Source organism: Bacillus sp. MYb209, assembly GCF_002975175.1.
Taxonomy (GTDB): domain Bacteria; phylum Bacillota; class Bacilli; order Bacillales; family Bacillaceae_G; genus Bacillus_A.
This window is the reverse complement of record NZ_PCNZ01000001.1, coordinates 1-24,388: the sequence shown is the minus strand read 5'-3', so window position 1 is coordinate 24,388 and position 24,388 is coordinate 1. Positions and strand designations below refer to the sequence as shown.

At 33.9% G+C, this 24,388-nt stretch carries 22 protein-coding genes and 1 pseudogene; 19 read left to right on the top strand and 4 right to left on the bottom strand.

Annotated elements, in window-relative coordinates; genetic code table 11:
* Positions 1 to 18: 18 nt before the first annotated feature.
* The 8 genes from CQZ94_RS00130 to CQZ94_RS00085 all read left to right on the top strand — a co-directional run bounded on the left by CQZ94_RS00130 (position 19) and on the right by CQZ94_RS00085 (position 10,066).
* The gene (locus CQZ94_RS00130) at positions 19 to 1,845 is read left to right on the top strand and encodes an APC family permease (protein ID WP_105583802.1); all 1,827 of its coding nucleotides are present in this window, start codon (positions 19 to 21) and stop codon (positions 1,843 to 1,845) included.
* 603 nt (positions 1,846 to 2,448) lie between these two features.
* Positions 2,449 to 3,609 carry a non-hemolytic enterotoxin NHE subunit A gene (gene nheA / locus CQZ94_RS00120; RefSeq protein ID WP_105583800.1) on the top strand — a complete coding sequence of 387 codons (1,161 nt, stop codon included), beginning with the start codon at positions 2,449 to 2,451 and terminating at the stop codon, positions 3,607 to 3,609.
* A 37-nt stretch (positions 3,610 to 3,646) separates the two neighbouring features.
* Complete coding sequence (gene nheB, locus CQZ94_RS00115) at positions 3,647 to 4,855, top strand: non-hemolytic enterotoxin NHE subunit B (protein ID WP_105583799.1); 1,209 nt, start codon at positions 3,647 to 3,649, stop codon at positions 4,853 to 4,855.
* Between the two features lie 131 nt (positions 4,856 to 4,986).
* The gene (nheC, locus tag CQZ94_RS00110; RefSeq protein WP_105583798.1) at positions 4,987 to 6,066 is read left to right on the top strand and encodes a non-hemolytic enterotoxin subunit C; all 1,080 of its coding nucleotides are present in this window, start codon (positions 4,987 to 4,989) and stop codon (positions 6,064 to 6,066) included.
* Between the two features lie 234 nt (positions 6,067 to 6,300).
* Entirely contained in the window at positions 6,301 to 6,927 is a 627-nt protein-coding gene (locus tag CQZ94_RS00105) for a LysE family translocator (protein WP_105583797.1), read from the top strand.
* A gap of 529 nt (positions 6,928 to 7,456) precedes the next feature.
* Positions 7,457 to 7,636 (top strand): type 2 periplasmic-binding domain-containing protein, encoded by a 180-nt coding sequence (locus CQZ94_RS00100; RefSeq protein WP_105583796.1) that lies wholly within the window; start codon positions 7,457 to 7,459, stop codon positions 7,634 to 7,636.
* Between the two features lie 432 nt (positions 7,637 to 8,068).
* A complete protein-coding gene (locus tag CQZ94_RS00090) occupies positions 8,069 to 8,668 on the top strand; it encodes an undecaprenyl-diphosphatase (RefSeq protein WP_105583795.1) in 600 nt (199 codons plus the stop codon).
* 450 nt (positions 8,669 to 9,118) lie between these two features.
* Entirely contained in the window at positions 9,119 to 10,066 is a 948-nt protein-coding gene (locus CQZ94_RS00085; RefSeq protein WP_105583794.1) for a DNA-binding transcriptional repressor DeoR, read from the top strand.
* A gap of 47 nt (positions 10,067 to 10,113) precedes the next feature.
* On the opposite strand, the gene CQZ94_RS00080 is transcribed toward CQZ94_RS00085, so the two are convergent.
* A complete protein-coding gene (locus CQZ94_RS00080; RefSeq protein WP_105583793.1) occupies positions 10,114 to 10,476 on the bottom strand; it encodes a hypothetical protein in 363 nt (120 codons plus the stop codon).
* A 156-nt stretch (positions 10,477 to 10,632) separates the two neighbouring features.
* On the opposite strand from CQZ94_RS00080, the gene deoC reads away from it, so the two are divergent.
* The 6 genes from deoC (at position 10,633) to CQZ94_RS00050 (ending at position 15,404) form a co-directional block, all read left to right on the top strand.
* Positions 10,633 to 11,304: a deoxyribose-phosphate aldolase gene (gene deoC, locus CQZ94_RS00075; protein ID WP_105583792.1), complete on the top strand. Its 672-nt coding sequence runs from the start codon at positions 10,633 to 10,635 to the stop codon at positions 11,302 to 11,304.
* A gap of 105 nt (positions 11,305 to 11,409) precedes the next feature.
* Complete coding sequence (locus tag CQZ94_RS00070; protein WP_105583791.1) at positions 11,410 to 12,591, top strand: NupC/NupG family nucleoside CNT transporter; 1,182 nt, start codon at positions 11,410 to 11,412, stop codon at positions 12,589 to 12,591.
* Positions 12,592 to 12,627: 36 nt separating this feature from the next.
* Positions 12,628 to 13,929: a pyrimidine-nucleoside phosphorylase gene (locus CQZ94_RS00065; protein ID WP_105583790.1), complete on the top strand. Its 1,302-nt coding sequence runs from the start codon at positions 12,628 to 12,630 to the stop codon at positions 13,927 to 13,929.
* Positions 13,930 to 13,962: 33 nt separating this feature from the next.
* Positions 13,963 to 14,358, top strand: a complete 396-nt coding sequence (locus CQZ94_RS00060; protein WP_000358532.1) for a cytidine deaminase — start codon at positions 13,963 to 13,965, stop codon at positions 14,356 to 14,358.
* 146 nt (positions 14,359 to 14,504) lie between these two features.
* Positions 14,505 to 14,900 carry a DUF2871 domain-containing protein gene (locus tag CQZ94_RS00055; protein WP_105583789.1) on the top strand — a complete coding sequence of 132 codons (396 nt, stop codon included), beginning with the start codon at positions 14,505 to 14,507 and terminating at the stop codon, positions 14,898 to 14,900.
* Positions 14,901 to 14,921: 21 nt separating this feature from the next.
* Positions 14,922 to 15,404, top strand: coding sequence for a CcdC family protein (locus CQZ94_RS00050; RefSeq protein ID WP_105584302.1), 483 nt, complete (start codon positions 14,922 to 14,924; stop codon positions 15,402 to 15,404).
* A gap of 50 nt (positions 15,405 to 15,454) precedes the next feature.
* Here CQZ94_RS00050 and CQZ94_RS00045 read toward each other — a convergent pair whose 3' ends face one another.
* On the bottom strand, positions 15,455 to 15,685 hold the full coding sequence (locus CQZ94_RS00045) for a DUF896 domain-containing protein (protein ID WP_105583788.1): 231 nt from the start codon (positions 15,683 to 15,685) through the stop codon (positions 15,455 to 15,457).
* A 192-nt stretch (positions 15,686 to 15,877) separates the two neighbouring features.
* Between CQZ94_RS00045 and CQZ94_RS00040 the strand changes: the two genes are divergently transcribed.
* Positions 15,878 to 17,161: an aminopeptidase P family protein gene (locus CQZ94_RS00040; protein WP_105583787.1), complete on the top strand. Its 1,284-nt coding sequence runs from the start codon at positions 15,878 to 15,880 to the stop codon at positions 17,159 to 17,161.
* Between the two features lie 172 nt (positions 17,162 to 17,333).
* Positions 17,334 to 17,453: pseudogene (locus tag CQZ94_RS30805) on the top strand (multicopper oxidase domain-containing protein); the annotation flags it as partial.
* Positions 17,454 to 17,532: 79 nt separating this feature from the next.
* Here the strand turns inward: CQZ94_RS30805 and CQZ94_RS00030 are convergent.
* Complete coding sequence (locus tag CQZ94_RS00030) at positions 17,533 to 18,078, bottom strand: hypothetical protein (protein ID WP_105583785.1); 546 nt, start codon at positions 18,076 to 18,078, stop codon at positions 17,533 to 17,535.
* A 438-nt stretch (positions 18,079 to 18,516) separates the two neighbouring features.
* Between CQZ94_RS00030 and topB the strand changes: the two genes are divergently transcribed.
* Complete coding sequence (topB, locus tag CQZ94_RS00020) at positions 18,517 to 20,661, top strand: DNA topoisomerase III (protein WP_105583784.1); 2,145 nt, start codon at positions 18,517 to 18,519, stop codon at positions 20,659 to 20,661.
* A gap of 41 nt (positions 20,662 to 20,702) precedes the next feature.
* On the opposite strand, the gene CQZ94_RS00015 is transcribed toward topB, so the two are convergent.
* Positions 20,703 to 21,674 (bottom strand): arsenic resistance protein, encoded by a 972-nt coding sequence (locus tag CQZ94_RS00015; RefSeq protein WP_105583783.1) that lies wholly within the window; start codon positions 21,672 to 21,674, stop codon positions 20,703 to 20,705.
* Positions 21,675 to 22,022: 348 nt separating this feature from the next.
* On the opposite strand from CQZ94_RS00015, the gene CQZ94_RS00010 reads away from it, so the two are divergent.
* Together CQZ94_RS00010 and brnQ are read left to right on the top strand one after the other, a co-directional pair.
* Positions 22,023 to 22,715 (top strand): FMN-dependent NADH-azoreductase, encoded by a 693-nt coding sequence (locus tag CQZ94_RS00010; protein WP_105583782.1) that lies wholly within the window; start codon positions 22,023 to 22,025, stop codon positions 22,713 to 22,715.
* A 237-nt stretch (positions 22,716 to 22,952) separates the two neighbouring features.
* Positions 22,953 to 24,311, top strand: coding sequence for a branched-chain amino acid transport system II carrier protein (brnQ, locus tag CQZ94_RS00005; RefSeq protein ID WP_105583781.1), 1,359 nt, complete (start codon positions 22,953 to 22,955; stop codon positions 24,309 to 24,311).
* Positions 24,312 to 24,388 lie beyond the last annotated feature (77 nt).

Genomic DNA, 24,388 nt, shown 5'->3' with positions numbered 1-24,388 from the left:
ATTGGAGAGTGGACAGCATTGGTTTCATCTATCAAAAGGTTTTTAATTGGAAGGCCGTTAAAATCAACTGAGTTAGGAGAGCAAAAGCTTAATAAAACGAAGGCGCTAGCAATTTTATCTTCTGACGCTTTATCATCGGTTGCATACGGACCAGAGCAAATTTTAATCGCTTTAGCCGGCCTTGGAGCAATAGCTTATTGGTATTCAATTCCAATAGCTGTTGGGGTATTAGTATTATTGACAGCTCTTATTTTATCTTATCGACAAATTATTTTTGCCTATCCTCATGGCGGCGGGGCATATGTTGTATCAAAAGAGAATTTAGGGACGAATCCCGGCTTAATAGCAGGAGGATCTTTATTAGTAGATTACATTTTAACCGTTGCAGTAAGTGTATCGGCGGGTACAGATGCGCTCACATCTGCTTTTCCCAGCTTACATGCACATAATGTAATCATTGCGATTATATTTGTCATATTGATTACCATCTTAAATTTAAGAGGCGTAACGGAATCAGCTTCCGTTTTAGCATATCCGGTTTATTTATTTGTTCTAGCTTTATTTATATTAATTGGTGTAGGGGTATACAATATTTTAACTGGTCAAGTTTCACCCACGCTGCATTCGCCAATTGGAACACCAGTCGCGGGAATTAGTTTATTTCTACTGTTAAGAGCATTTGCATCAGGTAGTTCTGCATTAACAGGTGTTGAAGCAATTTCTAACGCAATTCCGAACTTTAAAGATCCTGCCCCAAACAATGCAGCAAAAACATTGCTTGCAATGGGGGCGTTACTTGCTGTTTTATTTTCAGGAATTGTCTTTTTAGCATATTATTACGGAATTACACCGAGTAAGGAAGTAACAGTCGTTTCACAAATAGCTGAACAAACATTTGGACGTAATTTCATGTACTATTTCATACAAGGTACAACAGCTTTAATATTAATTCTTGCTGCTAACACAGGTTATTCTGCATTTCCTTTATTAGCGGTTAATCTTGCGAAAGATAAGTTTATACCAAGAATGTTTACGATTAGAGGAGACCGACTAGGTTATTCAAACGGTATTATTATACTTGGGATTTCTTCAATTATTTTAATTGTAGCTTTCCAAGGACAAACAGAACATTTAATTCCGCTATATGCGGTAGGAGTATTTATACCATTTACACTTTCTCAAACTGGAATGGTACTAAAATGGCTTCGTGAAAAACCTGAAGGATGGGCTTTGAGATTAACGGTTAATTTAATTGGTGCAGTCATTAGTTTTATCGTAATGAGCATGTTCTTTTTAACTAAATTCGCACAAGTTTGGTCGATCCTTATTTTCTTACCTGCTATTATCTTCTTGTTCCACCGAATTAAGAAGCACTATGATGCAGTGGGCGATCAACTAAGTTTAAAAACTTGTGAACCGCTTATTCCGATTGAGGGGAATGTAATTGTTGTTCCTGTAGCTGGTATGACTCATGTAGTAGAAAATTCATTGAACTATGCTAAAGCTCTTTCTCCAGATCAAGTTATCGCTGTATATGTTTCTTTTGACAGAGAAGAGGAAAAGAAATTTGAAGAGAAGTGGAAGAAGTGGCAACCTGAAGTAAGGCTTGTTACATTACATTCTCATTATAGAAGTATTATTCAACCGTTAACAAAGTTTATTGATACAGTGCAATATAAAGCGAGTGAATCAAATTACCGAGTTACGGTCGTTATACCGCAGTTTATTCCGAAAAAAGGTTGGCATAACATTCTTCATAATCAGTCTAGTTTATTAATTCGTGCGTATTTACTGTATCGAAGAAATGTTGTTATTACGACAGTACCGTATCATTTGAAAAAGTAAGAAGATTTTTTAAGGATAGTTTCACGAAAGTGAAGCTATCCTTTTTGTGTATACTCTATGCATAATTGCATATTCAGCGAAAAGGTATATTGATATAATTTTGTTCGTTGTGAGTAATTAGTGTTTTCTGTTGTGATATATGGATATTTTAATCGGGGAAGTGAATCGGATTTTATTTTGGAATAAGGACATGAGAGCTTGAAAATAAAGGGAATGAAAATACTTCTTTACGTTAGATAAATAGCTGTGTTTAAATGACTTTACAGTACAAAACTTACATGAAAACAAAACGAAATTTCATACTTTCATACGCTAATTAGTTTAAAATGAATAATATTTTTATGTAATATATTCGCTGTGTGAATGTGGAAATTGCGATAAAATAGAAAATTTATACAATCTTGTTCATACTAAGCACATATGAAAAGTTATGGAACGTTTTATAACAATAAGTAAGTACTGTAGCAATAAAATTTGAGAGAGGTGGTTCGTACATGAATCACGGTGAGAATGTTCTCTATTTGAACCATCTCAAATTATTTGCAAGAAAATAGAATACTAAAATGCGATAGTAATAGTTGCTAATACATAGGAGGAGTTAAAGTGAAAAAGACTTTAATTACAGGGTTATTGGTTACAGCAGTATCTACGAGTTGCTTCATTCCTGTAAGCGCTTACGCTAAGGAGGGGCAAACAGAAGTGAAAACAGTATATGTGCAAAATGTAATTGCTCCAAATACATTATCCAATTCAATTAGAATGTTAGGATCACAGTCACCGCTTATACAAGCATACGGATTAGTTATTTTGCAACAGCCAGACATTAAGGTAAATGCGATGAGTAGTTTGACGAATCATCAAAAATTTGCAAAGGCGAATGTACGAGAGTGGATTGATGAATATAATCCGAAGCTAATCGACTTAAATCAAGAGATGATGAGATACAGCACTAGATTTAATAGCTATTATAGTAAGCTCTATGAACTAGCAGGAAAAGTAAATGAAGATGAACAGGCAAAAGCAGATTTTACAAATGCATATGGAAAATTACAATTGCAAGTACAAACGATTCAGGAAAGTATGGAGCAAGATTTATTAGAACTAAATCGATTTAAAACGGTATTAGATAAAGATAGTAACAATTTATCGATTAAAGCTGATGAAGCAATAAAAACATTGCAAGGATCAAATGGGGATATTGTGAAATTAAGAGAAGATATTAAAAGAATTCAAGGGGAAATTCAAGCTGAACTAACTACTATTTTGAATAGACCTCAAGAAATTATTAAAGGTTCTATTAATATCGGTAAACAAGTATTTACAATTACAAATCAAACTGCACAAACGAAAACAATCGATTTTGTATCTATCGGTACTTTAAGTAATGAAATTGTAAATGCTGCAGATAGTCAAACGAGGGAAGCAGCTCTTCGTATTCAACAAAAGCAAAAAGAGCTGTTACCACTTATTCAAAAGTTATCACAAACTGAATCAGAGGCGACTCAAATTACATTCGTTGAAGATCAAGTAAGTAGCTTTACAGAACTAATTGATCGTCAAATTACAACTTTAGAGACGTTATTAACGGATTGGAAAGTTTTAAACAATAATATGATCCAAATTCAAAAAAATATTGAAGAAGGCACGTATACAGATAGTAGTTTACTTCAAAAACATTTCAATCAACTTAAAAAAGTAAGTGATGAAATGAATAAGCAAACAAATCAATTTGAAGATTACGTTACAAACGTTGAAGTACATTAAACAGAAAAATAATTAGCGATATAGGGAGAGAAGAAAAATGACAAAAAAACCTTATAAAGTAATGGCTCTATCAGCACTTATGGCAGTATTTGCAGCAGGGAATATTATACCGGCTCATACGTATGCAGCTGAAAGTACAGTGAAACAAGCTCCAGTTCATGCGGTAGCAAAAGCTTATAATGAGTATGAAGAATATTCATTAGGACCAGAAGGCCTTAAAGATGCAATGGAAAGAACAGGTTCTAACGCTTTAGTAATGGATCTGTACGCTTTAACAATTATTAAACAAGGCAATGTTAATTTTGGAAATGTATCGTCAGTTGATGCCGCTTTAAAAGGAAAAGTGATTCAGCATCAAGATACAGCTAGAGGGAATGCAAAACAATGGCTAGATGTATTGAAGCCACAGCTTATTTCAACAAATCAAAATATCATTAATTACAATACGAAATTCCAAAACTATTATGATACTTTAGTTGCTGCGGTTGATGCAAAGGATAAAGCAACACTTACGAAAGGTTTAACTAGATTATCAAGTAGTATTAATGAAAATAAAGCGCAAGTAGATCAGTTAGTAGAAGACTTGAAGAAATTCCGAAATAAAATGACGTCGGATACTCAAAATTTCAAGGGAGATGCAAATCAAATTACATCTATCTTAGCTAGTCAAGATGCTGGAATTCCGCTCTTGCAAAATCAAATCACGACGTATAATGAAGCAATTAGTAAATATAATGCAATTATTATCGGTTCATCCGTTGCGACAGCATTAGGACCAATTGCAATTATAGGTGGTGCGGTTGTTATTGCTACGGGAGCAGGAACTCCGCTAGGAATCGCATTAATTGCAGGTGGTGCAGCAGCAGTAGGTGGTGGTACAGCAGGAATCGTATTAGCGAAGAAAGAGCTTGATAATGCACAGGCAGAAATTCAAAAGATAACAGGACAAGTTACAACTGCCCAATTAGAAGTGGCAGGACTAACGAACATTAAAACGCAAACTGAGTATTTAACAAACACAATTGATACTGCAATTACAGCGTTGCAAAACATTTCAAACCAATGGTATACAATGGGATCAAAATACAATTCTTTACTTCAAAATGTAGATTCAATTAGTCCAAACGACCTTGTTTTCATTAAAGAAGATTTAAACATTGCGAAAGATAGCTGGAAAAACATTAAAGACTATGCAGAAAAAATTTATGCTGAAGATATTAAAGTAGTAGATACGAAGAAAGCATAATAGCGATTAAACTGTTACAACATTATGTACAGATGATTAATATTTTAAAACAGAGAGCTCCTGTTCAGTAATGAGCAGGAGCTTTTTTACCTCTAACGTTTCACATCCTCATAAGAGAATAGGTGATAAGTATGCGTAATAATTTCTATAAAAAATGTCTTTTAACGATAATGATTGCTGGGGTGGCAACGAGTAATGCGTTTCCTTTACATCCTTTCGCAGCAGAACAAAACGTAAAAATGTTACAAGAAAATGCGAAAAATTATTCTCTAGGACCAGCAGGATTCCAAGATGTAATGGCGCAAACGACGTCGAGCATATTCGCAATGGATTCATATGCAAAATTAATTCAAAATCAACAAGAGACTGATTTGAGTAAAATAAGTTCAATTAATGGTGAGTTTAAAGGAAATATGGTTCAGCACCAAAGAGATGCAAAAATTAACGCGGCGTATTGGTTAAATAATATGAAGCCTCAAATTATGAAAACGGATCAAAATATTATCGAGTACAACAATACTTTTCAAGTGTACTATAGTGACATGCTAGTAGCGATTGATCAAAAAGATAGCGGTAAATTAAAAGCGGATTTAGAAAAGTTGTATGCGGATATTTTAAAGAATCAAAATGAAGTAGATGTATTATTAGGGAATTTAAAAGCTTTTCGCGATAGAATGGCGAAAGACACAAATAGTTATAAAGAGGATACAAATCAATTAACAGCGATTTTGGCAAGTACGAACGCTGGCATTCCAGCTCTAGAGCAACAAATCAATACATATAACGATTCGATCAAAAAGAGTAATGATATGGTCATTGCTGGTGGCGTACTTTGCGTAGCACTAATAACTTGTCTTGCTGGCGGCCCGATGATTGCGATTGCGAAAAAAGATATCGCAAATGCAGAAAGAGAAATAGCCAATTTAAAAGATAGAATTTCTGGAGCGCAGGCAGAAGTGGCAATTTTGACAGATGTGAAAAATAAAACAACAAACATGACAGAAACAATTGATGCAGCAATTACAGCACTGCAAAACATATCAAATCAGTGGTATACGGTAGGTGCAAAATATAATAATTTACTACAAAACGTAAAAGGAATCAGTCCAGAAGAATTTACGTTTATAAAAGAAGATTTAAATACAGCGAAAGATAGCTGGAAAGATGTAAAGGATTATACAGAAAAATTACATGAGGGTGTGACGAAATAAACAGTGGACTAGTTCCGCTGTTTATTTTTTTATCCCGTTTTTTGTGAGAGCCGAGCTTGTAATTTTACCCATAAGTTTGCCGTGTGTTTTATCAATGTAGCTTTGGGATAATGTTTGGTCAAATTGATACTAATAACCTCGATAAACTCCTGATCACGCTTTTTATATTTAATGTTTTAAGTAAAAAAGCTATACTATAGGCAAAACTAAAATTTGGAAAGGAAATACTAGAACATGGAAAATTATTTGTTATTTATCCTTACAGCAATCCTAATCATAATAATGCCTGGTCCCGGTTTTGCCTTAGTTACAAAAAACACTATCTCTCATGGTAAAAATGGTGGGATAAAGACCGTCTTAGGAACGGTATCTGGAATGATGATTCATACAATAATGGCTACACTAGGACTTTCTGCTATCCTAATGAAATTTGCTATGCTATTTACATTAATAAAATATGCTGGGGCTTTTTATTTAATTTACTTAGCTGTAAAGTCAATTAAAAGTGCCTTTTCTAAAAAAGAAAATATGTCAGGTTTAGTGGGAATGAACTCTAAGGATATTGGAACGATTAAAAGTTTTAGACAAGGATTTACCACGGCAATCTTAAATCCAAAAACTGCTGTATTTTTCCTTAGTTTTCTACCCCAATTTATTGTGAGCAATCAAAGTCATCTCTTCCAATTTCTTTTGTTAGGACTCACATTTACGGCTTTGACAGCAATATGGTATTTACTTTATATCTCACTAATACGTCAATTAAGAACTTTTTTAAGAAAAGAAAAAGTGAACCGTACAATAGAGGGTATTACTGGCACAGTATTGTTAGTATTTGGAGTCAGGCTATTTTTCCAAAAATAAATATGTATATGAAAAGAGAAATAATCAATGGTGGTTATTTCTCTTATTCACTTATTCTAAAACTATCATTTTACAATTGATTTCACACCTTCATACTAATTTTATATACCTATCTAACATGGGCTTTAAAAATGAGGTCCTTAACAATCTATCCCGTTTGCTTAATAAGAAAAAATCCTATATTAGGGGTTACTTCAAAATCTTAGCTTGATGGCGATGGGGTCTCGCCATCAAAACGCGAATTTCGTACGTTATCAAGACCTAAATCCACAAAAAAACTTAAAATATCAAGCTCCTAACATATTAGTCATATTATATATGACTAATATGTTAGGAGCTTTTATTTTTGGTAATGAGTTTTGAAACTGAATTTGAATAGTATTTTTCTCTATTTAGGTAGAAATAAGTAAAGTCCCATAAACGGTCGTTTTGGGTACTTTCCTTAATTCTTTGTAGGTTTAAATTAAAGCTCGATCAAAAACATGTATTAGAAACATATAATTTTTCTTATTTAATTAACAGCGGATAAGTGTCTGCAAATAAATTATATCAATCAGAAGTTGTCTACAAAGAAATATGTGATTCTAAAATTGTTGCGGAACTAGCCGTTGCATACCGAAAGACGAATATAAACCCAGAGTTACAAGAGTTTTTGAAAATAGCGAAAGGCAAGGCGATGAACACATTTACAAAATGGCGAGAAAAATGACAAGACTGTAAGAATGCACGAATGTTTGTAAGAAAGTTCGATGTTTTCCTTTTTCTTTTTTTATTATAGTGAAAAAGAAGAAAGAAGAAGGAGATGTCATACTCATGGTGATACCTATTTTTATGAAAGTAAAAAAAGCGTGGGAGGGGAAGGAAGATGACGTTTTCTCAGCTCACGTTTAAAAACGTTAGTCGAAATATACGTACGTATGCCGCTTGTTTTTTAAGTGAAAACGTCATGTTAGAGGAAGAAACAGTACATTCACATAGTTAAGAAGTAGTTAAGTCCCATTTAAACCTTTTTTCCCATAATAAAATTATAAGCGTACAAGAAGGTTGGTATTTTTAGATGAGTACAATAATCAAAACTATTCATGTAATGAAGGTATATGGCAATCAGTTAAACACCTTACTATAAAGGAGGGATTTGAAAATGTCTTTTTCTCAATTCAATATTGATATTTTTCGAGCAATTAATGATTTAGGTAAACAATATTCATTCCTAAACTCAGCCATGGTATTTTTGGCAGAATATATGGTATATATTTTTGGTTTAATTATTATAGCTTATTGGTTTACCGGGTCCAGAAAAAGTAGGATGATGGTTATTCAAGCGATGGTTGCTTTTGTGATTGCTGAGGTGATTGGAAAAATAGCAGGGAAATTTCATTTGAATTATCAACCGTTTGCAGTATTGCCTGATGTTAATAAACTTGTCGACCATGCTGTAGATAATTCATTTCCTAGTGACCATACGATTCTCTTTTTTTCGATTTGTTTTTCGTTTTGGCTTGTTCGTAAAAAGACTGGATGGTTATGGCTTATACTTGCATTTTGTGTAGCGATCTCTCGTATTTGGGTAGGGGTTCATTATCCTTTTGATGTTGCAACAGGGGCTTTAATAGGATGTGTTTCAGCGTTATTTTCGTATTGGTTAGTACCGAAATTTTCTTTTATCAAGCAATTGCTTACTCTATATGAAAGAGTAGAGAAACATGTTTTACCATCCAAAAACAAATCAAAGGGATTTTGAGTATACAAGTATAAAAGTTAGCGTGAAAGATACAGATGCTGACGACCTATATATGGAATGTATTCATGTTGCAGCTGTTCTGACACGTACAAGTTATCAACAATCTTTATGTTGAAAGAATCTTAGCGTACGCTAAGGAATTTCTATGTTAAAAAACTTGGTTTTACCGTACGTTAAGGAAGTTCCATAAACGATATTTAATGTTTGTTATTGAAGGGCTTTGTTATCGTTACTACAGAAAGAACAAAAAGAATGAAATGCATATGAGATTTATCTGATTCAAGATCATCTGTATTGAGTTTATGGAGCTACACAATAAAGCTTCACTGTATATACTAATTGGAGTAGAAGTTTAGGCAGAGAAATTTAGGGAGTCGAAATTTCTTGCATAAAGCTGTATAATGCTTGTAACGAAAGGGAAATACAGGAAAGGATTTGTAATGAGTTACTATGGAAAAAGATAAACAACAATTAAGCGTTGAAGTTGCAAGATTATATTATCAATCAGATTATAGTCAGCAAGAAATTGCTAACAAATTAAATATTTCAAGACCGACGATTTCTAGATTATTAAAGTACGCGAAAGAAAAAGGGTTTGTTCAAATTAGTATAGCTGATCCATTTGCTGATTTAGATAATGTCGGGAATTTACTTAAAGAAAAGTATAATTTGTTAGAAGCACATGTTGTATTTTCTCCAGTTCCGGAATATGCAACGATTACGGAGTACATTAGTAAATATGCTGCTGAGTATATGGAAAAGACAGTGAAAACTGGTGATATCGTTGGTGTAAGCTGGGGAATGACGATGTATGAAATCGCTAGGAAAATCGTGCCGCAACATGTAAAAGGAGTAGAGGTTGTCCAATTAAAAGGTGGCATTAGTCACTCAAGTGTAAATACATATGCGAATGAAACCATCGCTTTATTTGCAGATGCTTTTCAAACGACGCCAAGAAATCTACCACTTCCAGTTATATTTGATAATGCGGTGACAAAAGAATTAGTGGAGCAAGATAGACATATTCATCACATAATTGAAATGGGGAAACAAGCAAATATTGCAATCTTTACTGTTGGTACAGTGCGTGATGAAGCGTTATTATTCCGATTAGGATATTTAGATAAGGATGAAACGAACATTCTGAAAAAACAAGCTGTCGGTGACATTTGTTCACGTTTCTTTGATGGAGACGGAAATATTAGTAGCGAAGAAATTAATAAGCGTACAATTGGAATTGAGTTAGAGGAACTTAAATTAAAGAAACGTTCTATTTTAGTTGCAGGTGGTAATAGAAAAGTAAAAGCAATTGATGGTGCGTTACGTGGCGGGTATGCAAATGTATTAATTATCGATCAGCATACGGCGAAGGAATTGTTACATTATCAAAAAGGTTAGAAATAGAAGGCTCTCTCAACGGTATTATTTTGAGAGGGCCTTCTATTTTAGTATGAATAAATCAAGGTGTAGTACCTTGTAAAGTATTTGTAAGGAACGCTCTTTGATTGATCTCCTTTTTCAAAAATTAGTGAGTTAGCCATAATATCTCTATCTACAAAAGTCCATCCATCTTGCTCCATCATATCGATAAAAGGTTCCATTTTTCCGCGCTTTACTAAGTAGGGGTATTGATTATCTATCGGTTCTACTTCCACCATTTCTTTATCTTGAATAACCATCTTAGACATAGCTAAAGCAAATGGAATGGGGTTTCCTTCTTGGAAAATAACATCTTTTTTATAAAAAATAAATATGGATAGTGAGGTGCATACTAGCAATGTGAATATAAAGAATTTTGACTTAAACAAGTGGTTCACATCCTTTATTTACAAGCTTATACTACTTTCAATGTATTACAAGAAATTCCCTTCTAAAAAAGAATGAACAAAATTTCAAAAGTATATTTACATTTGTTCAACTAAGGGTTAGAATGAAGTTGTTAAAAGATATGAGGAGTGAAGATAATGAACATTGCAAAGTTAATTGACCATACAATTTTAAAACCAAATTCTACTAAAGAAGATGTTATGAAAGTAATCGAAGAGGCAAAGCAATACAAATTTGCTTCAGTTTGTATTAATCCTACATGGGTAAAGCTAGCTGCTGAAGAATTAGCTGGACATGATGTAGACGTTTGTACTGTAATCGGTTTCCCATTAGGAGCAAGCACTACTGAAACAAAAGCATTCGAAACAAAAGATGCTATCGCAAAAGGTGCAACTGAAGTTGATATGGTAATCAACGTAGGTGCTTTAAAAGATGGCGACAATGAGTTCGTTGAAAAAGATATTTATGAAGTAGTACAAGCAGCAAAAGGAAAAGCTCTTGTAAAAGTAATCATTGAAACTTGCCTTCTAACAGACGAAGAAAAAGTTCGTGCTTGTGAATTATCAGTAAAAGCTGGCGCTGATTTCGTAAAAACTTCAACTGGATTCTCAACTGGCGGAGCAACTGCTGAAGATATCGCGTTAATGCGTAAAACAGTTGGACCAAACGTTGGTGTAAAAGCATCTGGTGGCGTTCGTACACGTGAAGATGCAGAGAAAATGGTAGCTGCTGGAGCTTCACGCGTTGGAGCAAGTGCTAGTGTTGCAATCGTATTAAACGATGCAAAAGGTGCTACAGATAACTACTAATTAATAAAGTGTGAAAAGCAATAGATACACGTTTAAAATAAAGTGTATCTATTGCTCTAACAATTGAAAAAGATGTAAGCGGATACGAATGGGAGGAGACGGCTTATGAAATACTTAATCGGTGTTTTTGGCCTCGTATTAATTTTAGGTATCGCTTGGCTTGCTAGTAATAATAGAAGTAAAGTAAAATATCGTCCGATTATAACGATGATTATACTTCAATTTATACTGGGATTCTTATTATTAAATACGAGCATTGGGAATATATTAATTAGCGGAATAGCAGATGGTTTTGGAGAGTTATTAAAATATGCCGCTGATGGTGTGAATTTCGTATTTGGTGGATTAGTAAATCAAAAAGAGTTTTCATTCTTTTTAAGTGTATTAATGCCAATCGTATTTATATCAGCTTTAATAGGTATTTTACAGCATATTAAAGTATTACCTATTATTGTGAAATCTATCGGTCTAGCATTAAGTAAAGTAAATGGGATGGGTAAACTCGAATCATATAACGCGGTAGCTTCTGCGATTTTAGGACAATCTGAAGTGTTTATTTCAGTTAAGAAACAACTGGGATTATTGCCAGAGAAAAGAATGTATACATTATGTGCATCTGCAATGTCTACAGTATCTATGTCTATCGTTGGATCATATATGGTGTTATTAAAACCGCAATATGTTGTAACCGCTTTAGTGCTTAACTTATTCGGTGGCTTCATTATTGCTTCTATCATTAACCCTTATGAAGTTACTGAAGAAGAAGATATGTTAGAAGTACAAGAGGAAGAGAAAAAGACCTTCTTTGAAGTATTAGGGGAATATATTATAGATGGATTTAAAGTTGCGATTACAGTAGCAGCTATGTTAATTGGTTTCGTTGCTCTTATCGCATTCATTAATGCAGTATTTAAAGGTGTAATCGGTATCTCATTCCAAGAAATTCTAGGTTATGTATTTGCACCATTTGCATTTATTATGGGTGTACCTTGGCATGAAGCAGTTAATGCCGGCAATATTATGGCGACAAAACTCGTATCAAATGAATTTGTAGCGATGACAGATTTAGCGCAAGGAAACTTTAATTTCTCAGCTAGAACGACAGCGATTATATCTGTATTCTTAGTTTCATTTGCAAACTTCTCTTCAATTGGAATTATTGCAGGAGCAGTGAAAAGCTTAAATGAAAAACAAGGAAATGTAGTCGCAAGATTTGGTTTGAAATTACTTTTCGGTGCAACATTAGTAAGTTTCTTATCAGCAACAATCGTTGGCTTATTATTTTAACAGATTCATATAATATAAAAAGGAACGGTGATTACAATGAGAATGGTAGATATTATTGCGAAAAAACGTGATGGAAAAGAATTAACGACTGAAGAAATTAACTTCTTTATTAAAGGGTATACAGATGGAAGTATTCCTGATTATCAAGCGAGTGCACTTGCAATGGCAATCTTCTTCCAAGATATGACGGATCGTGAACGTGCAGACTTAACAATGGCAATGGTTGAATCTGGAGAAACAATCGACTTATCAGCAATTGAGGGCATTAAAGTAGATAAACATTCAACTGGTGGTGTTGGTGATACAACAACATTAGTATTAGGACCATTAGTCGCCGCTTTAGATGTACCAGTAGCAAAAATGTCTGGCCGTGGTTTAGGACATACGGGCGGGACAATTGATAAATTAGAAGCAGTGGAAGGGTTCCACGTTGAGATTACGAAAGAGCAATTCATTGATATTGTAAACCGTGATAAAGTGGCTGTTATCGGACAAACAGGAAACTTAACACCTGCTGATAAAAAAATCTATGCACTTCGTGATGTAACAGGAACAGTAAACTCGATTCCTCTAATTGCAAGTTCAATTATGAGTAAAAAAATTGCAGCGGGTGCTGATGCGATCGTACTTGATGTAAAAACAGGTGCTGGTGCATTTATGAAAACAGAAGAAGACGCAAAAGAATTAGCTCATGCAATGGTACGTATCGGAAATAATGTTGGACGTCAAACGATGGCAGTAATTTCAGATATGTCACAACCTCTTGGCTTTGCGATTGGTAACGCTTTAGAAGTGAAGGAAGCAATTGATACTTTAAAAGGCGAAGGTCCAGAAGATTTAACAGAATTAGTACTTGTATTAGGTAGCCAAATGGTTGTACTTGCGAAAAAAGCAAATACATTAGAAGAAGCTCGTGAAATGCTAATTGAAGTTATGAAAAACGGAAAAGCAACTGAGAAATTTAAAGAGTTCTTAAGCAATCAAGGCGGAGACAGCTCGATTGTAGACAATCCAGAAAAAATGCCACAAGCGAAGTATGTAATTGATGTACCTGCAAAAACTTCAGGTGTTATTTCAAACATTGTTGCAGATGAAATCGGTATCGCAGCTATGTTACTTGGTGCAGGCCGTGCAACGAAAGAAGATGAAATCGATTTAGCTGTAGGTTTAATGTTACGTAAAAAAGTTGGCGATGCAGTAAAAGAAGGCGAGCCATTCGTAACGATTTATGCAAATCGCGAAAATGTAGAAGATGTAAAAGCAAAAATTTATGAGAACATTTCTATCGCTGAAACAGCAGTGGCTCCTAAATTAGTTCATACAGTTATTACTGACTAATCATCATTACATTTACTTTGAGGAGGAAATAATATGGATAAGAAAAAATATATTGAAGAAGCAAATAAGATGTTATCAAAAGCATATATTCCGTATTCGAAATTTCCCGTTGGTGCTGCATTAGTTACGAAAGAAGGTAAAATCTATACTGGTTGTAATATAGAAAATGCTTCTTACGGTTTATGTAACTGTGCAGAAAGAACAGCAATCTTTAAAGCAGTATCAGAAGGTGAGCGTGACTTTAGTTACCTAGTCATTACAGGCGAAACTGATGGACCAATTTCACCATGTGGTGCATGTAGACAAGTTATTGCTGAATTTTGTGATCCGAAAATGCCAGTTTTACTAACGAATGTAAAAGGCGATGAAAAAGAAGTGACGGTTGAACAATTGTTGCCGGGTGCTTTCTCAATTGAAGATTTAAAATAAGATGAAAAGTCATTTCGCAATTAATAATTGTGGAATGGCTTTTTTATTTTCAAAAATAGAATGTAATATTTTGTTCATACTCCGTTCATAATCTTTGCGTAAAATTATTGCATCGAATATGGAAAGTTTACAGCAGGAGGAATATAATGAAGAAATTATATAATGCAGCATACATTTACTTAATAATTGGTTTATTATCAGGAGTATTTGCAAGAGAGTATACGAAAGCACAAGGAATTAAAGGCTCTACTATGTTGCAATTAGTGCATACGCACGTATTAGTATTAGGATTCATATTCTTTTTGGTCGCTTTCGCTTTATTTAAAGTATTTCAAATGCAAGAAACAAAAAGTTTTCGTGCATGGTTTGTTGTTTATAATATAGGACTAATTTTTACTATTGCTACAATGGTATTTAGAGGTCTTCTACAAGTAAACGGAACTGACTTTAACGGTTTAAGCCATATGACTGGATTAGCTCATGTCATTATAAGTATCGGGCTCGTTTGGTTTATGATTTTGCTTAAAAAGTCTTTTAAATAGATAGGAGTGGGGAATATGAATATGAATGTAGCACTTTTATCAAGTATCGTAGCAGTTTGTATGGCTGTTGGAGTAATGTTTCTACGCTTTAAAGCAGCGAAAAAACCGGTAACGAAAAAGAAAATTATATTACCACCATTTTTTATGAGTACTGGTGCTGTGATGTACTTCTTACCAGAGTTTCGGTTAACATCTTTAGAGATAGTAGAAGCAATTACCATAGGACTTATTTTCTCTATATTTCTTATTAAAACAACGAAGTTTGAAATAAGAAATGAGCAGATATATATGAAACCGTCTAAAGCGTTTATATTTATTTTAGTTGGGTTATTAGCTGTACGAGTAGCATTAAAATCATATTTAAGTCAATCGATTGATTTAGCGCAGTTAAGTGGAATGTTTTTCTTACTCGCATTTGCGATGATTGTATCGTGGAGAATTGCGATGTATCGCTCGTATGTTAAATTAGAAAAGACAATAAAAAGAGCTGGAATTTCTATATAGGAAATCCAGCTCTTTTTATGTTTTTTGAAATGTGGTCTTATGCGCGGAACTCATTTACTAAATTTCAAACGCTCTTTAGCATCTTGTAATGCAACTGGTGTAACATTAACACCAGTTGGATCAACAATTTTTGTGTTTAATAAAATAGAATCTAGGCTTCCGCGAAATGTTTTTGTATAGTTTTGACGCAACATTTGTTGTTCTTGTTTTTCATCAACTGTTAATCCAGATGTTCTTTCTTTTTTTGCTAATTCGTTAATACGGAATAAAATGTTTTGCATTTGTTTTCACCTCTAGTTAGATTTAATTAAATTAGTTACTTACTAATTTATAGTTATTTTAACGCGTAATTTTTATTATGTCAACACCATCTAAAAAAGGCTAATAATTGACGAAAAATTATAACAATAATAAAATGAATAACAGAGGACAATTAGCTTTAAATGCATACATAGAACGCTAGGGGGATTATTATGAAATCAACATTTTTTGCTCAAAATAGAGAGCGACTAACGAAAACATTACCAGATGAGTCTATTACTATTTTATTTGCTGGACAAGCACCGCATATGTCAGCCGATGCACATTATAAATTTGTACCGAATCGTAATTTTTACTACTTAACGGGAATCGATGAGCCGAATGTTATTTTCATGTTAAAAAAGTTTGGGAATAGTGTAGAAGAGACTCTTTTCATTGAAAAATCAGATCCAGTTCTTGAAAAGTGGGTTGGAAAAACAGTTTCTAAAGAAGAAGCAGAGAAATTATCAGGTATAAAGAAAGTTGTGTATTTAGATAGCTTTGAAAAGACGATGACGAATACGCTTTTTGTGGAAAATGTGAAACATGTGAATTTAGACTTGGAACTTCGTGAGTGGAACGGTACTGAGACGAAAACATTAGCGTTTGCTAAACATGTAAGAGAACAGTACCCGCACATAACAATTGGGAATGTATACCCAAACATTTGTGAATTACGAGTGTTTAAAACAGAAGAAGAAATTGAAATCATTAAAGAAGCTATCGCGGTTACTAAAGAGGGTATTTATAATGTGTTGAAGCATGCAAAAGCAGATATGATGGAATATGAATTAGAAGCTCATTTTGATTTTACGCTGAAATCTTCTGGAATTAAACATCATGCATTCAATACAATTTTAGCGAGCGGTAAAAATGCTACTGTGTTGCATTATGAAGATAATGATGCAAAAGTGGATCAAGGTGATTTAGTACTGCTCGATTTAGGTGCTCAAAAAGATTACTACAATGCTGATATTAGTTACACATTCCCAGCTAGTGGAACATTCTCTAGTCGCCAAAAACAAATGTATAATATCGTGTTAAAAGCATTAAAAGAAACAACCGAACTTATTAAGCCAGGATTAAAGTTTGCTGCATTAAATGAGCATACAAAAAAAGTACTAGCAGAAGAGTGTAAAGCAATTGGTTTAATTCAAGAAGACGAGGAACTATCTAAATATTATTATCATGGTGTCAGTCACTTTCTCGGTTTAGATACTCACGATGTAGGAACATACAAAGAGAGAGTATTAGAAGAAGGTATGGTTATTACGATTGAACCAGGTCTATATATTGAAGAAGAATCAATTGGGATTCGTATTGAAGATGATATTCTTATCACAAAGGACGGGTATGAAAACTTGTCAAAAGATATCATTAGAACAGTTGAAGAGATTGAAGAGTTTATGAGTAACAATAATGTAAATGTAAAAGAAGATGAAGTTGTTACGAAATAATAATTAGAAGAGGCGCTCAAATTTTGGGCGCCTTTTTATTTTGCTCATTTTAAATCTCCATATTTTCTTGGAAATTGTCTTCTATAATAAGCTTGAAAAAGAAAAAGGAGGAATTTTCGATGAAGAGATTTGTATTAACAGCAGTTACAGTCTCCGTAATATCTTTAATTGCTGGATGTTCCACTGTCATGATTTACACCATGCTTCAGCGGGGATGGTAACAGAAGTGAAATATACAGATTATAAATCTGATTATGTTCCAAACCCTAATATTCCAAATAAGCCAGAATAATATAAAATTCATGTAGTTTATTATGATATAAAGCAGTTATCTTATTGGATAGCTGCTTTATTAATTTTGGTTGCAAGTGTTAATGCATATGTTGATCGTGCCCGGATGAAGATGGGAGAGTATGATCTGGGAATGTCACGAATACAGCAAGAACAATTACTACGCTAATGGAAAGTAATAATAGAAACCGACGATGTATATAAGTAGAAAAGGTTTCTGATAAAAGCTGAATCATACATGACATAGTTATCGTTATGGTAAGCAAGAGGCTAATGAACAGTATACTATGGGCTTGTTGAGCGTTTAACATCTCTGTAATCATAGCTCCCATCATACTTGCCATTAATCCAGAGAACATTCCTTCTAAGGCAGTATACAGGTGAAAACGTAGACCGACTAAAAAACCGATAAAACCACTAATCAAAATAGCAAGTAAAGTAGAATATAGTAACTCTCCTTTAAAGAGAATACCTAAATAAAAACCGATACTTAAACCGATACTCATACTAAAAGACATAATAAATACCATATACTCCATTAGGGTACCCTTACGTTTAGAAATATGCGATGTAATAATAATCGAGATACAACAAAGTGTTAAGGCAGTTAATGTATAAGCAAACATCATGATACCTCCCTGTCCTATCATTCACTTCATCATATGTTCAAATGGAGAGTACTTATGCTTATATATATCTGCAAATTATCTGCACAATTTAAAAAAGGTAAGTTCAATATAATTTTCAAATAATGGTGGTTATCTTTGTAGACGATACTTCATAAGGAATTGTTATATTTTTAATTTTATAGAATATATGAAAGCAAATAGTAGTGAATGGAAAGGACGCTCGATTTTTGGACGTCTTTTTTGTTTGTGAGTATGCGAAAGAGGTTGTTATATAATGAGTTTCTATTGTGAAGCCATAAAGAATCAGCGTATAATATTATAGGTCTCCCATTTGTGAGACAAACCGCGAATGATCAATAAGATTGTTGTTTTATCATCGCTTCTAAACAGATATACAATGAAAGTAACACTGGAATACAGATAGGGAGTTATAAAATGAAATTAATCTTAGCCGAGAAACCAGATCAAGGTTTGGCTCTTGTTTCACAGTTTAAATATCGCCGGAAAGATGGATATTTAGAAGTAGAAGCAAATGAGTTATTTCCAAATGGAGCGTACTGTACATGGGCAATTGGTCATTTGACGCAGTTATGTAATCCAGAACATTATCACGCAGAGTGGAAAAAATGGTCACTTAATACGTTACCTATGATTCCAGAGCGTTTTCAATTTGAAGTAACAAAGTCGAAGTATAAACAATTTAATGTAGTGAAACAGCTGTTACATAATCCTCAGGTAACAGAAATTATTCACGCGGGCGATGCTGGGCGTGAAGGTGAACTGATTGTAAGAAATATTATTAATCTTTGCAGCGTGCAAAAGCCGATGAAGCGCCTTTGGATTTCATCTTTAACGAAACAAGCTATTTACCAAGGGTTTAAAAACTTACTAGATGAAGCAGATACGATTAATACGTATTACGAAGCATATACAAGATCTTGCGCTGACTGGGTCGTTGGTATGAATGCATCGCGTGTCTTTAGTATTTTGCTAAAGAAAAAAGGAATGAATGATGTGTTTTCCGCTGGTCGTGTACAAACACCGACACTCGCGTTAATCGTAAAACGGGAGAAAGAAATAGAGAACTTTAAATCAGAGCCGTTTTGGGAAGTGTTCGCAACCTTTAATATAGAAGGAAAGAAGTATGAGGGGAAATGGGAAAAAGATAATGAGTCCCGCTTAAATGATCCTGATTTGGCAAATAAAATTGCAGCGTTTTGTCAAAACAAACTGGCTGTAGTAAAAGAAATGAAAACGGAGCGTAAAGAGTTTCAGCCGCCGTTTTTATTTAATTTATCAGCACTGCAAGCGACAGCGAATAAAGCCTTTAAATTTTCACCGAAAAAGACGCTTGATATAACGCAAGCACTATATCAAAAAGGGATAGTCTCTTATCCACGTTCGGATTCTAATTATGTTACACAAGGAGAGGCAGCGACGTTCCCTGATATTTTACAGAAGTTAAGTCAGTTTGATGAATATAAAGGTTTATTACCAGCACCAATTGAATCGATTATGAACAATAAGCGTTATGTGAATGAAAAGAAAGTTACAGATCACTACGCAATTATACCGACAGAGCAAGTTACAAATCCAAGCAAACTATCAGGTGATGAAAAGAAAATTTACGATATGATCGTAAGAAGACTTATTGCGGCGCATTATGAAGTAGCCATCTTTGACTACACAACGATTACAACTCTTGTAGACGAACGTGCTGAGTTCATTTCGAAAGGAAAACAGCAAATTCAAGAAGGTTGGCGTAAAGTTATTTTCCAAGATGATAAAGATGACGAAACGATTCTTCCAATTGTCGCAGAAGGCGAACAAGGAAAAGTTGTAAAGGTGAAAGTGAAAGAAGGAAAAACACAGCCACCAAAGCGTTATACAGAAGGACAACTTATTACGTTAATGAAAACAGCAGGTAAGTATTTAGAGAATGAAGAGCTGGAGAAAGTGTTAAAGAAAACAGAAGGTCTAGGTACTGAGGCAACTCGTGCAGGTATTATTACGATGCTGAAAGACCGTAAATATATAGATGTGCAGAAAAATCAAGTGTACGCAACCGATAAAGGAAAAGTATTAATTACAGCAATCGGCGACAAAATTTTAGCTTCGCCAGAAATGACGGCGAAATGGGAGCAACGTCTTGCGGAAATTGGTGAAGGTACAGCTTCACCAGCTACATTTATGGAACAGACGAAGAAACTGTCAGCTAAAATTATTGAAGACGCAGTTGAAATGTCTGAGAAATGGGATTTCACTGGATTACATGTTGAATCGATTGAACGAAAAGGATCGAAATTTACGACAGGTAAAAAGGTTGGTAGCTGTAAAAAATGTGATGGTGATGTGATTGATAAGTCGACATTTTACGGTTGTTCTAACTACAATACAACACAATGTGATTTTACAATCTCAAAAAAGATATTAAGTAAAACAATTTCGCAAAAGAACATGACAAAGCTATTAAAAGGTGAGAAGACCGATTTAATAAAAGGCTTTAAAAAAGGCGAGAAAACGTTTGATGCGAAGTTAGAGTGGAAAGATAATAAAATTAATTTTGTGTTTGAGAATTAATAAAAAGAGCCTGCTGTTAATAAAGCAGGCTCTTTTTATTGTTAACTTTCTACCACTCGTTGTTTTCTCTTAATAAGCAACAATACTTGTGAAACACTAGCAAGCACAGGCAATTCAATTAATGGCCCAATGACCAAGGCAAGTGCAATAAGAGGTTCGTCTGGAAAAGCAGTCACAGCAATTGCGAGTGCAACAGGTGAGTTTCTCGCTAATGTTGTTAAGCTTAGGCTTACAGTGTCTTCATAGGATAAATGCATCATACGTCCTACAAACTGTCCTAGTATAAAGTTAATCATGAAGAACAGTAACACTGGTATAAGTAATAATAAAACAACATTCATATTTTGTAATAAGTATTTTCCTTGTGAGGCAAACATCGCTAGTATTGCTAAGCTTAAAAATACGATTTGAGCAGAACTGAAAAACGGAATGAGCTTATTCTCTAATACATTGTTCTTTTTCATTTTATTCATAATGAATTTTGTGCCGTGTGCTAGTAAAAATGGTAAGACAAGTACGATAACGATGCTTTCTGCTAAAACAGAAATCTCTACGGTTTTCATTACACCTGCAAATAAAAATAAATAAACGGGTAGTAACAATACTTGCAAAATTAAATTCACAGGTAGAATGGATGTAGATAGAGCTACGTTACCTTTTGCAATCTCTGTGAAAATTAAATACCAGTCTGTACATGGAGTAACCATTAACATTATAAATCCAACCCAAAGTGCGGGGTGAGCTGAAAGAAATAACGCGCCTAATCCCCAAGCAAGCAAAGGTGTCCATATAAAGTTAATACCAAGGCTTGTTCCAGCAAATTTCAAGTTACGGAATCCGTTTTTTATATCCTTTAATGGGATGCTGAGGAATAATCCGTAAAGCATTAAAAATAAGAAGGGGACAATACATTTTTCCGAATACATATGTATGATATTAAATTGTCCTAATATAACCCCGAATATAACAGCTGCAAGAATGATAAAGGTTTGAATCTTTTCTAAAGTACTCATTAATAAATCCTCTCTATAGATGAATTTCCCTCTCTAGTTGTATTATACAAGGTATTTCACTTATGTGTTTTCGGATTTATCATTTCGACTGAGGAAATATCTTTCGTTATTATTTTTAATTCAAGAGTTTTCTCTTGATAAAAAAGTTACTTGACTAAAGTAAGTAACGCTAATATAATCACTTACATAAGGTAATTAAATAACTAAAAGTTAAAAGTCAGTTTAGAAAAAGTATTGAAATGGAGTTCAATGAGATGACTTCAGCAATACGTGACGAAACCTTTTACTGGAATAAGATTTTTAATGCTGATGAATAATGAATATGAAAAGAAAGTTTAGGTGAAGAGAATGGGATTATTTAGCTCATTATTTGGTAAAAAAGAAGAAAATGAAAAAGTAGAGGAGAATAAAACAATGTCAAAAGTATTATTTGTAAAAGCGAACGATCGCCCAGCGGAGCAAGCAATTAGTTCGAAAATGTATGAAACATTTGTAAGTGCTTATAAAGAAGCGAATCCAAATACAGAAATAACGGAGTTAGATTTATTTGCATTAGATCTTCCTTATTACGGGAACATCGCTATTTCAGGTGGATATAAACGTAGTCAAGGAATGGAGCTAACAGCTGAAGAAGAGAAGGCAGTCGCTACAGTAGATAAATACTTAAACCAGTTTTTAGAAGCTGAAAAAGTAGTATTTGCATTCCCATTATGGAACTTTACAGTACCGGCACCATTAATCACGTATATTTCATACTTATCTCAAGCTGGAAAAACGTTTAAATATACAGTAAATGGTCCAGAAGGTTTAGCAGGGAATAAGAAAGTAGTTGTGTTAGGTGCTCGTGGTTCAGATTACTCTTCAGAACAAATGGCTCCTATGGAAATGGCAGTTAACTATGTAACAAATGTGCTTGGATTCTGGGGGATTACAAATCCAGAGACAGTTGTAATTGAAGGACACAATCAATATCCAGATCGCTCACAACAAATTGTTGAAGAAGGTTTAGAAAACGTTAAGAAAGTAGCGGCGAAATTTTAATTAATGATAGTAAACGGAAAAACCAGCATGGATGACCATGTTGGTTTTTTAGTCTGGTTTTCGTGTAAAAAAATGTATATTTATAAAATAAAAGAAAAGTTAGAAAATAGTATTGCAAAATATTATATATCAAACTATAATAAGTTCAAGAATAGTTGATACTTAAATTAAATATTCAGAAAATTCAATTAGTTAAATTTGGAAATGAGATAAGGAATTTTGAATGGGGGTTATATTATGGCGAATAAAGTACCGTTTTCGTTCATAGTAGTTATTGGATTAATGTTATTTGCACTATTTTTTGGAGCAGGAAATTTAATTTTCCCAGCAATGCTTGGTCAATCAGCAGGTGAAAATGTTTGGATTGCTAACGCTGGATTTTTAGTTACAGGAGTAGGGTTGCCACTACTTGGTGTATTGGCATTTGGAATTTCGGGTAAGGAAGATTTGCAGTCATTAGCAAGCCGAGTTCATCCTGTATTCGGTATTGTATTTACAACAGTTTTATATCTGGCGATCGGTCCATTATTTGCTATTCCAAGAACAGGAAGCGTTTCTTATGAGATTGGTATTAAACCTTTCGTGCCAGAGGGGTTAAGTTCTACAGCTTTAATTCTTTTCACAATGGTATTCTTTAGCATCACTTGTTTTTTTTCGCTAAACCCTGCGAAAATTGTCGATATTGTAGGAAAAATCTTGACGCCAATTAAATTAACGTTTATTGGAATTTTGGTAGTCTTTGCTTTTATTCATCCAATGGGAGAAATGCAAGCACCTGCAGAGGCTTATACATCACATGCGTTCTTTAAAGGATTCCAAGAAGGATACTTAACAATGGATACGTTAGCATCATTCGTATTTGGTATTATCATTATCAATGCTATTAAAGAAAAGGGCGCAAAAACAAAAAAAGAAATTATGATTGTTTGTGCAAAAGCAACATTGATCGCTGCATCTATTTTAGCAATAATTTATTCAGCACTTTCATTTATGGGGGCTTCAAGTGTTGCAAAACTTGGTCACTTAGACAACGGTGGTGCAGTATTAGCGAAGGTTTCAAATTATTATTTCGGTTCATACGGCGGAGTTATATTAGGTATAATGGTTATAGCAGCATGTTTAACAACTAGCGTTGGACTTGTCTCAGCGTGCTCTTCATTTTTCCATAAGTTGTTGCCTGGGGTTCCTTATAAGGCAATCGCGATTATATTATCTGTTTTTAGTGCAGTTATTGCGAATGTAGGATTAACACAGTTAATCGCAATTTCAGTTCCTGTATTAACAGCGATTTATCCATTAGCAATCGTATTGATTTTCCTGACGCTTCTTCATCCTTTATTCAAAGGAAGAGCAGAAGTGTATCAAGGTAGTTTATTAGTAACATTTATCGTGAGTATGTTTGATGGATTAAATGCAGCTGGTGTAAAGGTAGCAGTAGTGAATGATGTTCTTACTAAGCTACTTCCGATGCATGAAGTTGGATTAGGCTGGGTATTACCAGCAGTAATTGGTGGATTAATTGGATACGGCATTAGTGTTGTGAAAATGAAAAATGAAGTTCATCCAGCAGCTAGAGCGAATAAGAAAATAGGTTAAATTTAAAAAAGTTATAGAATTTTAATCTGTACCCTTTGTAAAGGACATTTTGAAAAAAGTTAGGCAACATCAAGAAG

What these genes read in the sequence shown, in the direction of transcription:
- CQZ94_RS00070 (WP_105583791.1), top strand. Translation starts at nt 11,410, where the DNA reads ATGAAATACTTAATCGGTGTTTTTGGCCTCGTATTAATTTTAGGTATC.
- CQZ94_RS00050 (WP_105584302.1), top strand. Translation starts at nt 14,922, where the DNA reads ATGAATGTAGCACTTTTATCAAGTATCGTAGCAGTTTGTATGGCTGTT.
- CQZ94_RS00015 (WP_105583783.1), bottom strand. Translation starts at nt 21,674, where the DNA reads ATGAGTACTTTAGAAAAGATTCAAACCTTTATCATTCTTGCAGCTGTT.
- CQZ94_RS00040 (WP_105583787.1), top strand. Translation starts at nt 15,878, where the DNA reads ATGAAATCAACATTTTTTGCTCAAAATAGAGAGCGACTAACGAAAACA.
- nheC (WP_105583798.1), top strand. Translation starts at nt 4,987, where the DNA reads ATGCGTAATAATTTCTATAAAAAATGTCTTTTAACGATAATGATTGCT.
- CQZ94_RS00065 (WP_105583790.1), top strand. Translation starts at nt 12,628, where the DNA reads ATGAGAATGGTAGATATTATTGCGAAAAAACGTGATGGAAAAGAATTA.
- CQZ94_RS00010 (WP_105583782.1), top strand. Translation starts at nt 22,023, where the DNA reads ATGGGATTATTTAGCTCATTATTTGGTAAAAAAGAAGAAAATGAAAAA.
- topB (WP_105583784.1), top strand. Translation starts at nt 18,517, where the DNA reads ATGAAATTAATCTTAGCCGAGAAACCAGATCAAGGTTTGGCTCTTGTT.
- nheB (WP_105583799.1), top strand. Translation starts at nt 3,647, where the DNA reads ATGACAAAAAAACCTTATAAAGTAATGGCTCTATCAGCACTTATGGCA.
- CQZ94_RS00055 (WP_105583789.1), top strand. Translation starts at nt 14,505, where the DNA reads ATGAAGAAATTATATAATGCAGCATACATTTACTTAATAATTGGTTTA.
- brnQ (WP_105583781.1), top strand. Translation starts at nt 22,953, where the DNA reads ATGGCGAATAAAGTACCGTTTTCGTTCATAGTAGTTATTGGATTAATG.
- CQZ94_RS00045 (WP_105583788.1), bottom strand. Translation starts at nt 15,685, where the DNA reads ATGCAAAACATTTTATTCCGTATTAACGAATTAGCAAAAAAAGAAAGA.
- deoC (WP_105583792.1), top strand. Translation starts at nt 10,633, where the DNA reads ATGAACATTGCAAAGTTAATTGACCATACAATTTTAAAACCAAATTCT.
- CQZ94_RS00060 (WP_000358532.1), top strand. Translation starts at nt 13,963, where the DNA reads ATGGATAAGAAAAAATATATTGAAGAAGCAAATAAGATGTTATCAAAA.
- CQZ94_RS00085 (WP_105583794.1), top strand. Translation starts at nt 9,119, where the DNA reads ATGGAAAAAGATAAACAACAATTAAGCGTTGAAGTTGCAAGATTATAT.
- CQZ94_RS00105 (WP_105583797.1), top strand. Translation starts at nt 6,301, where the DNA reads ATGGAAAATTATTTGTTATTTATCCTTACAGCAATCCTAATCATAATA.
- CQZ94_RS00030 (WP_105583785.1), bottom strand. Translation starts at nt 18,078, where the DNA reads ATGTTTGCTTATACATTAACTGCCTTAACACTTTGTTGTATCTCGATT.
- CQZ94_RS00090 (WP_105583795.1), top strand. Translation starts at nt 8,069, where the DNA reads ATGTCTTTTTCTCAATTCAATATTGATATTTTTCGAGCAATTAATGAT.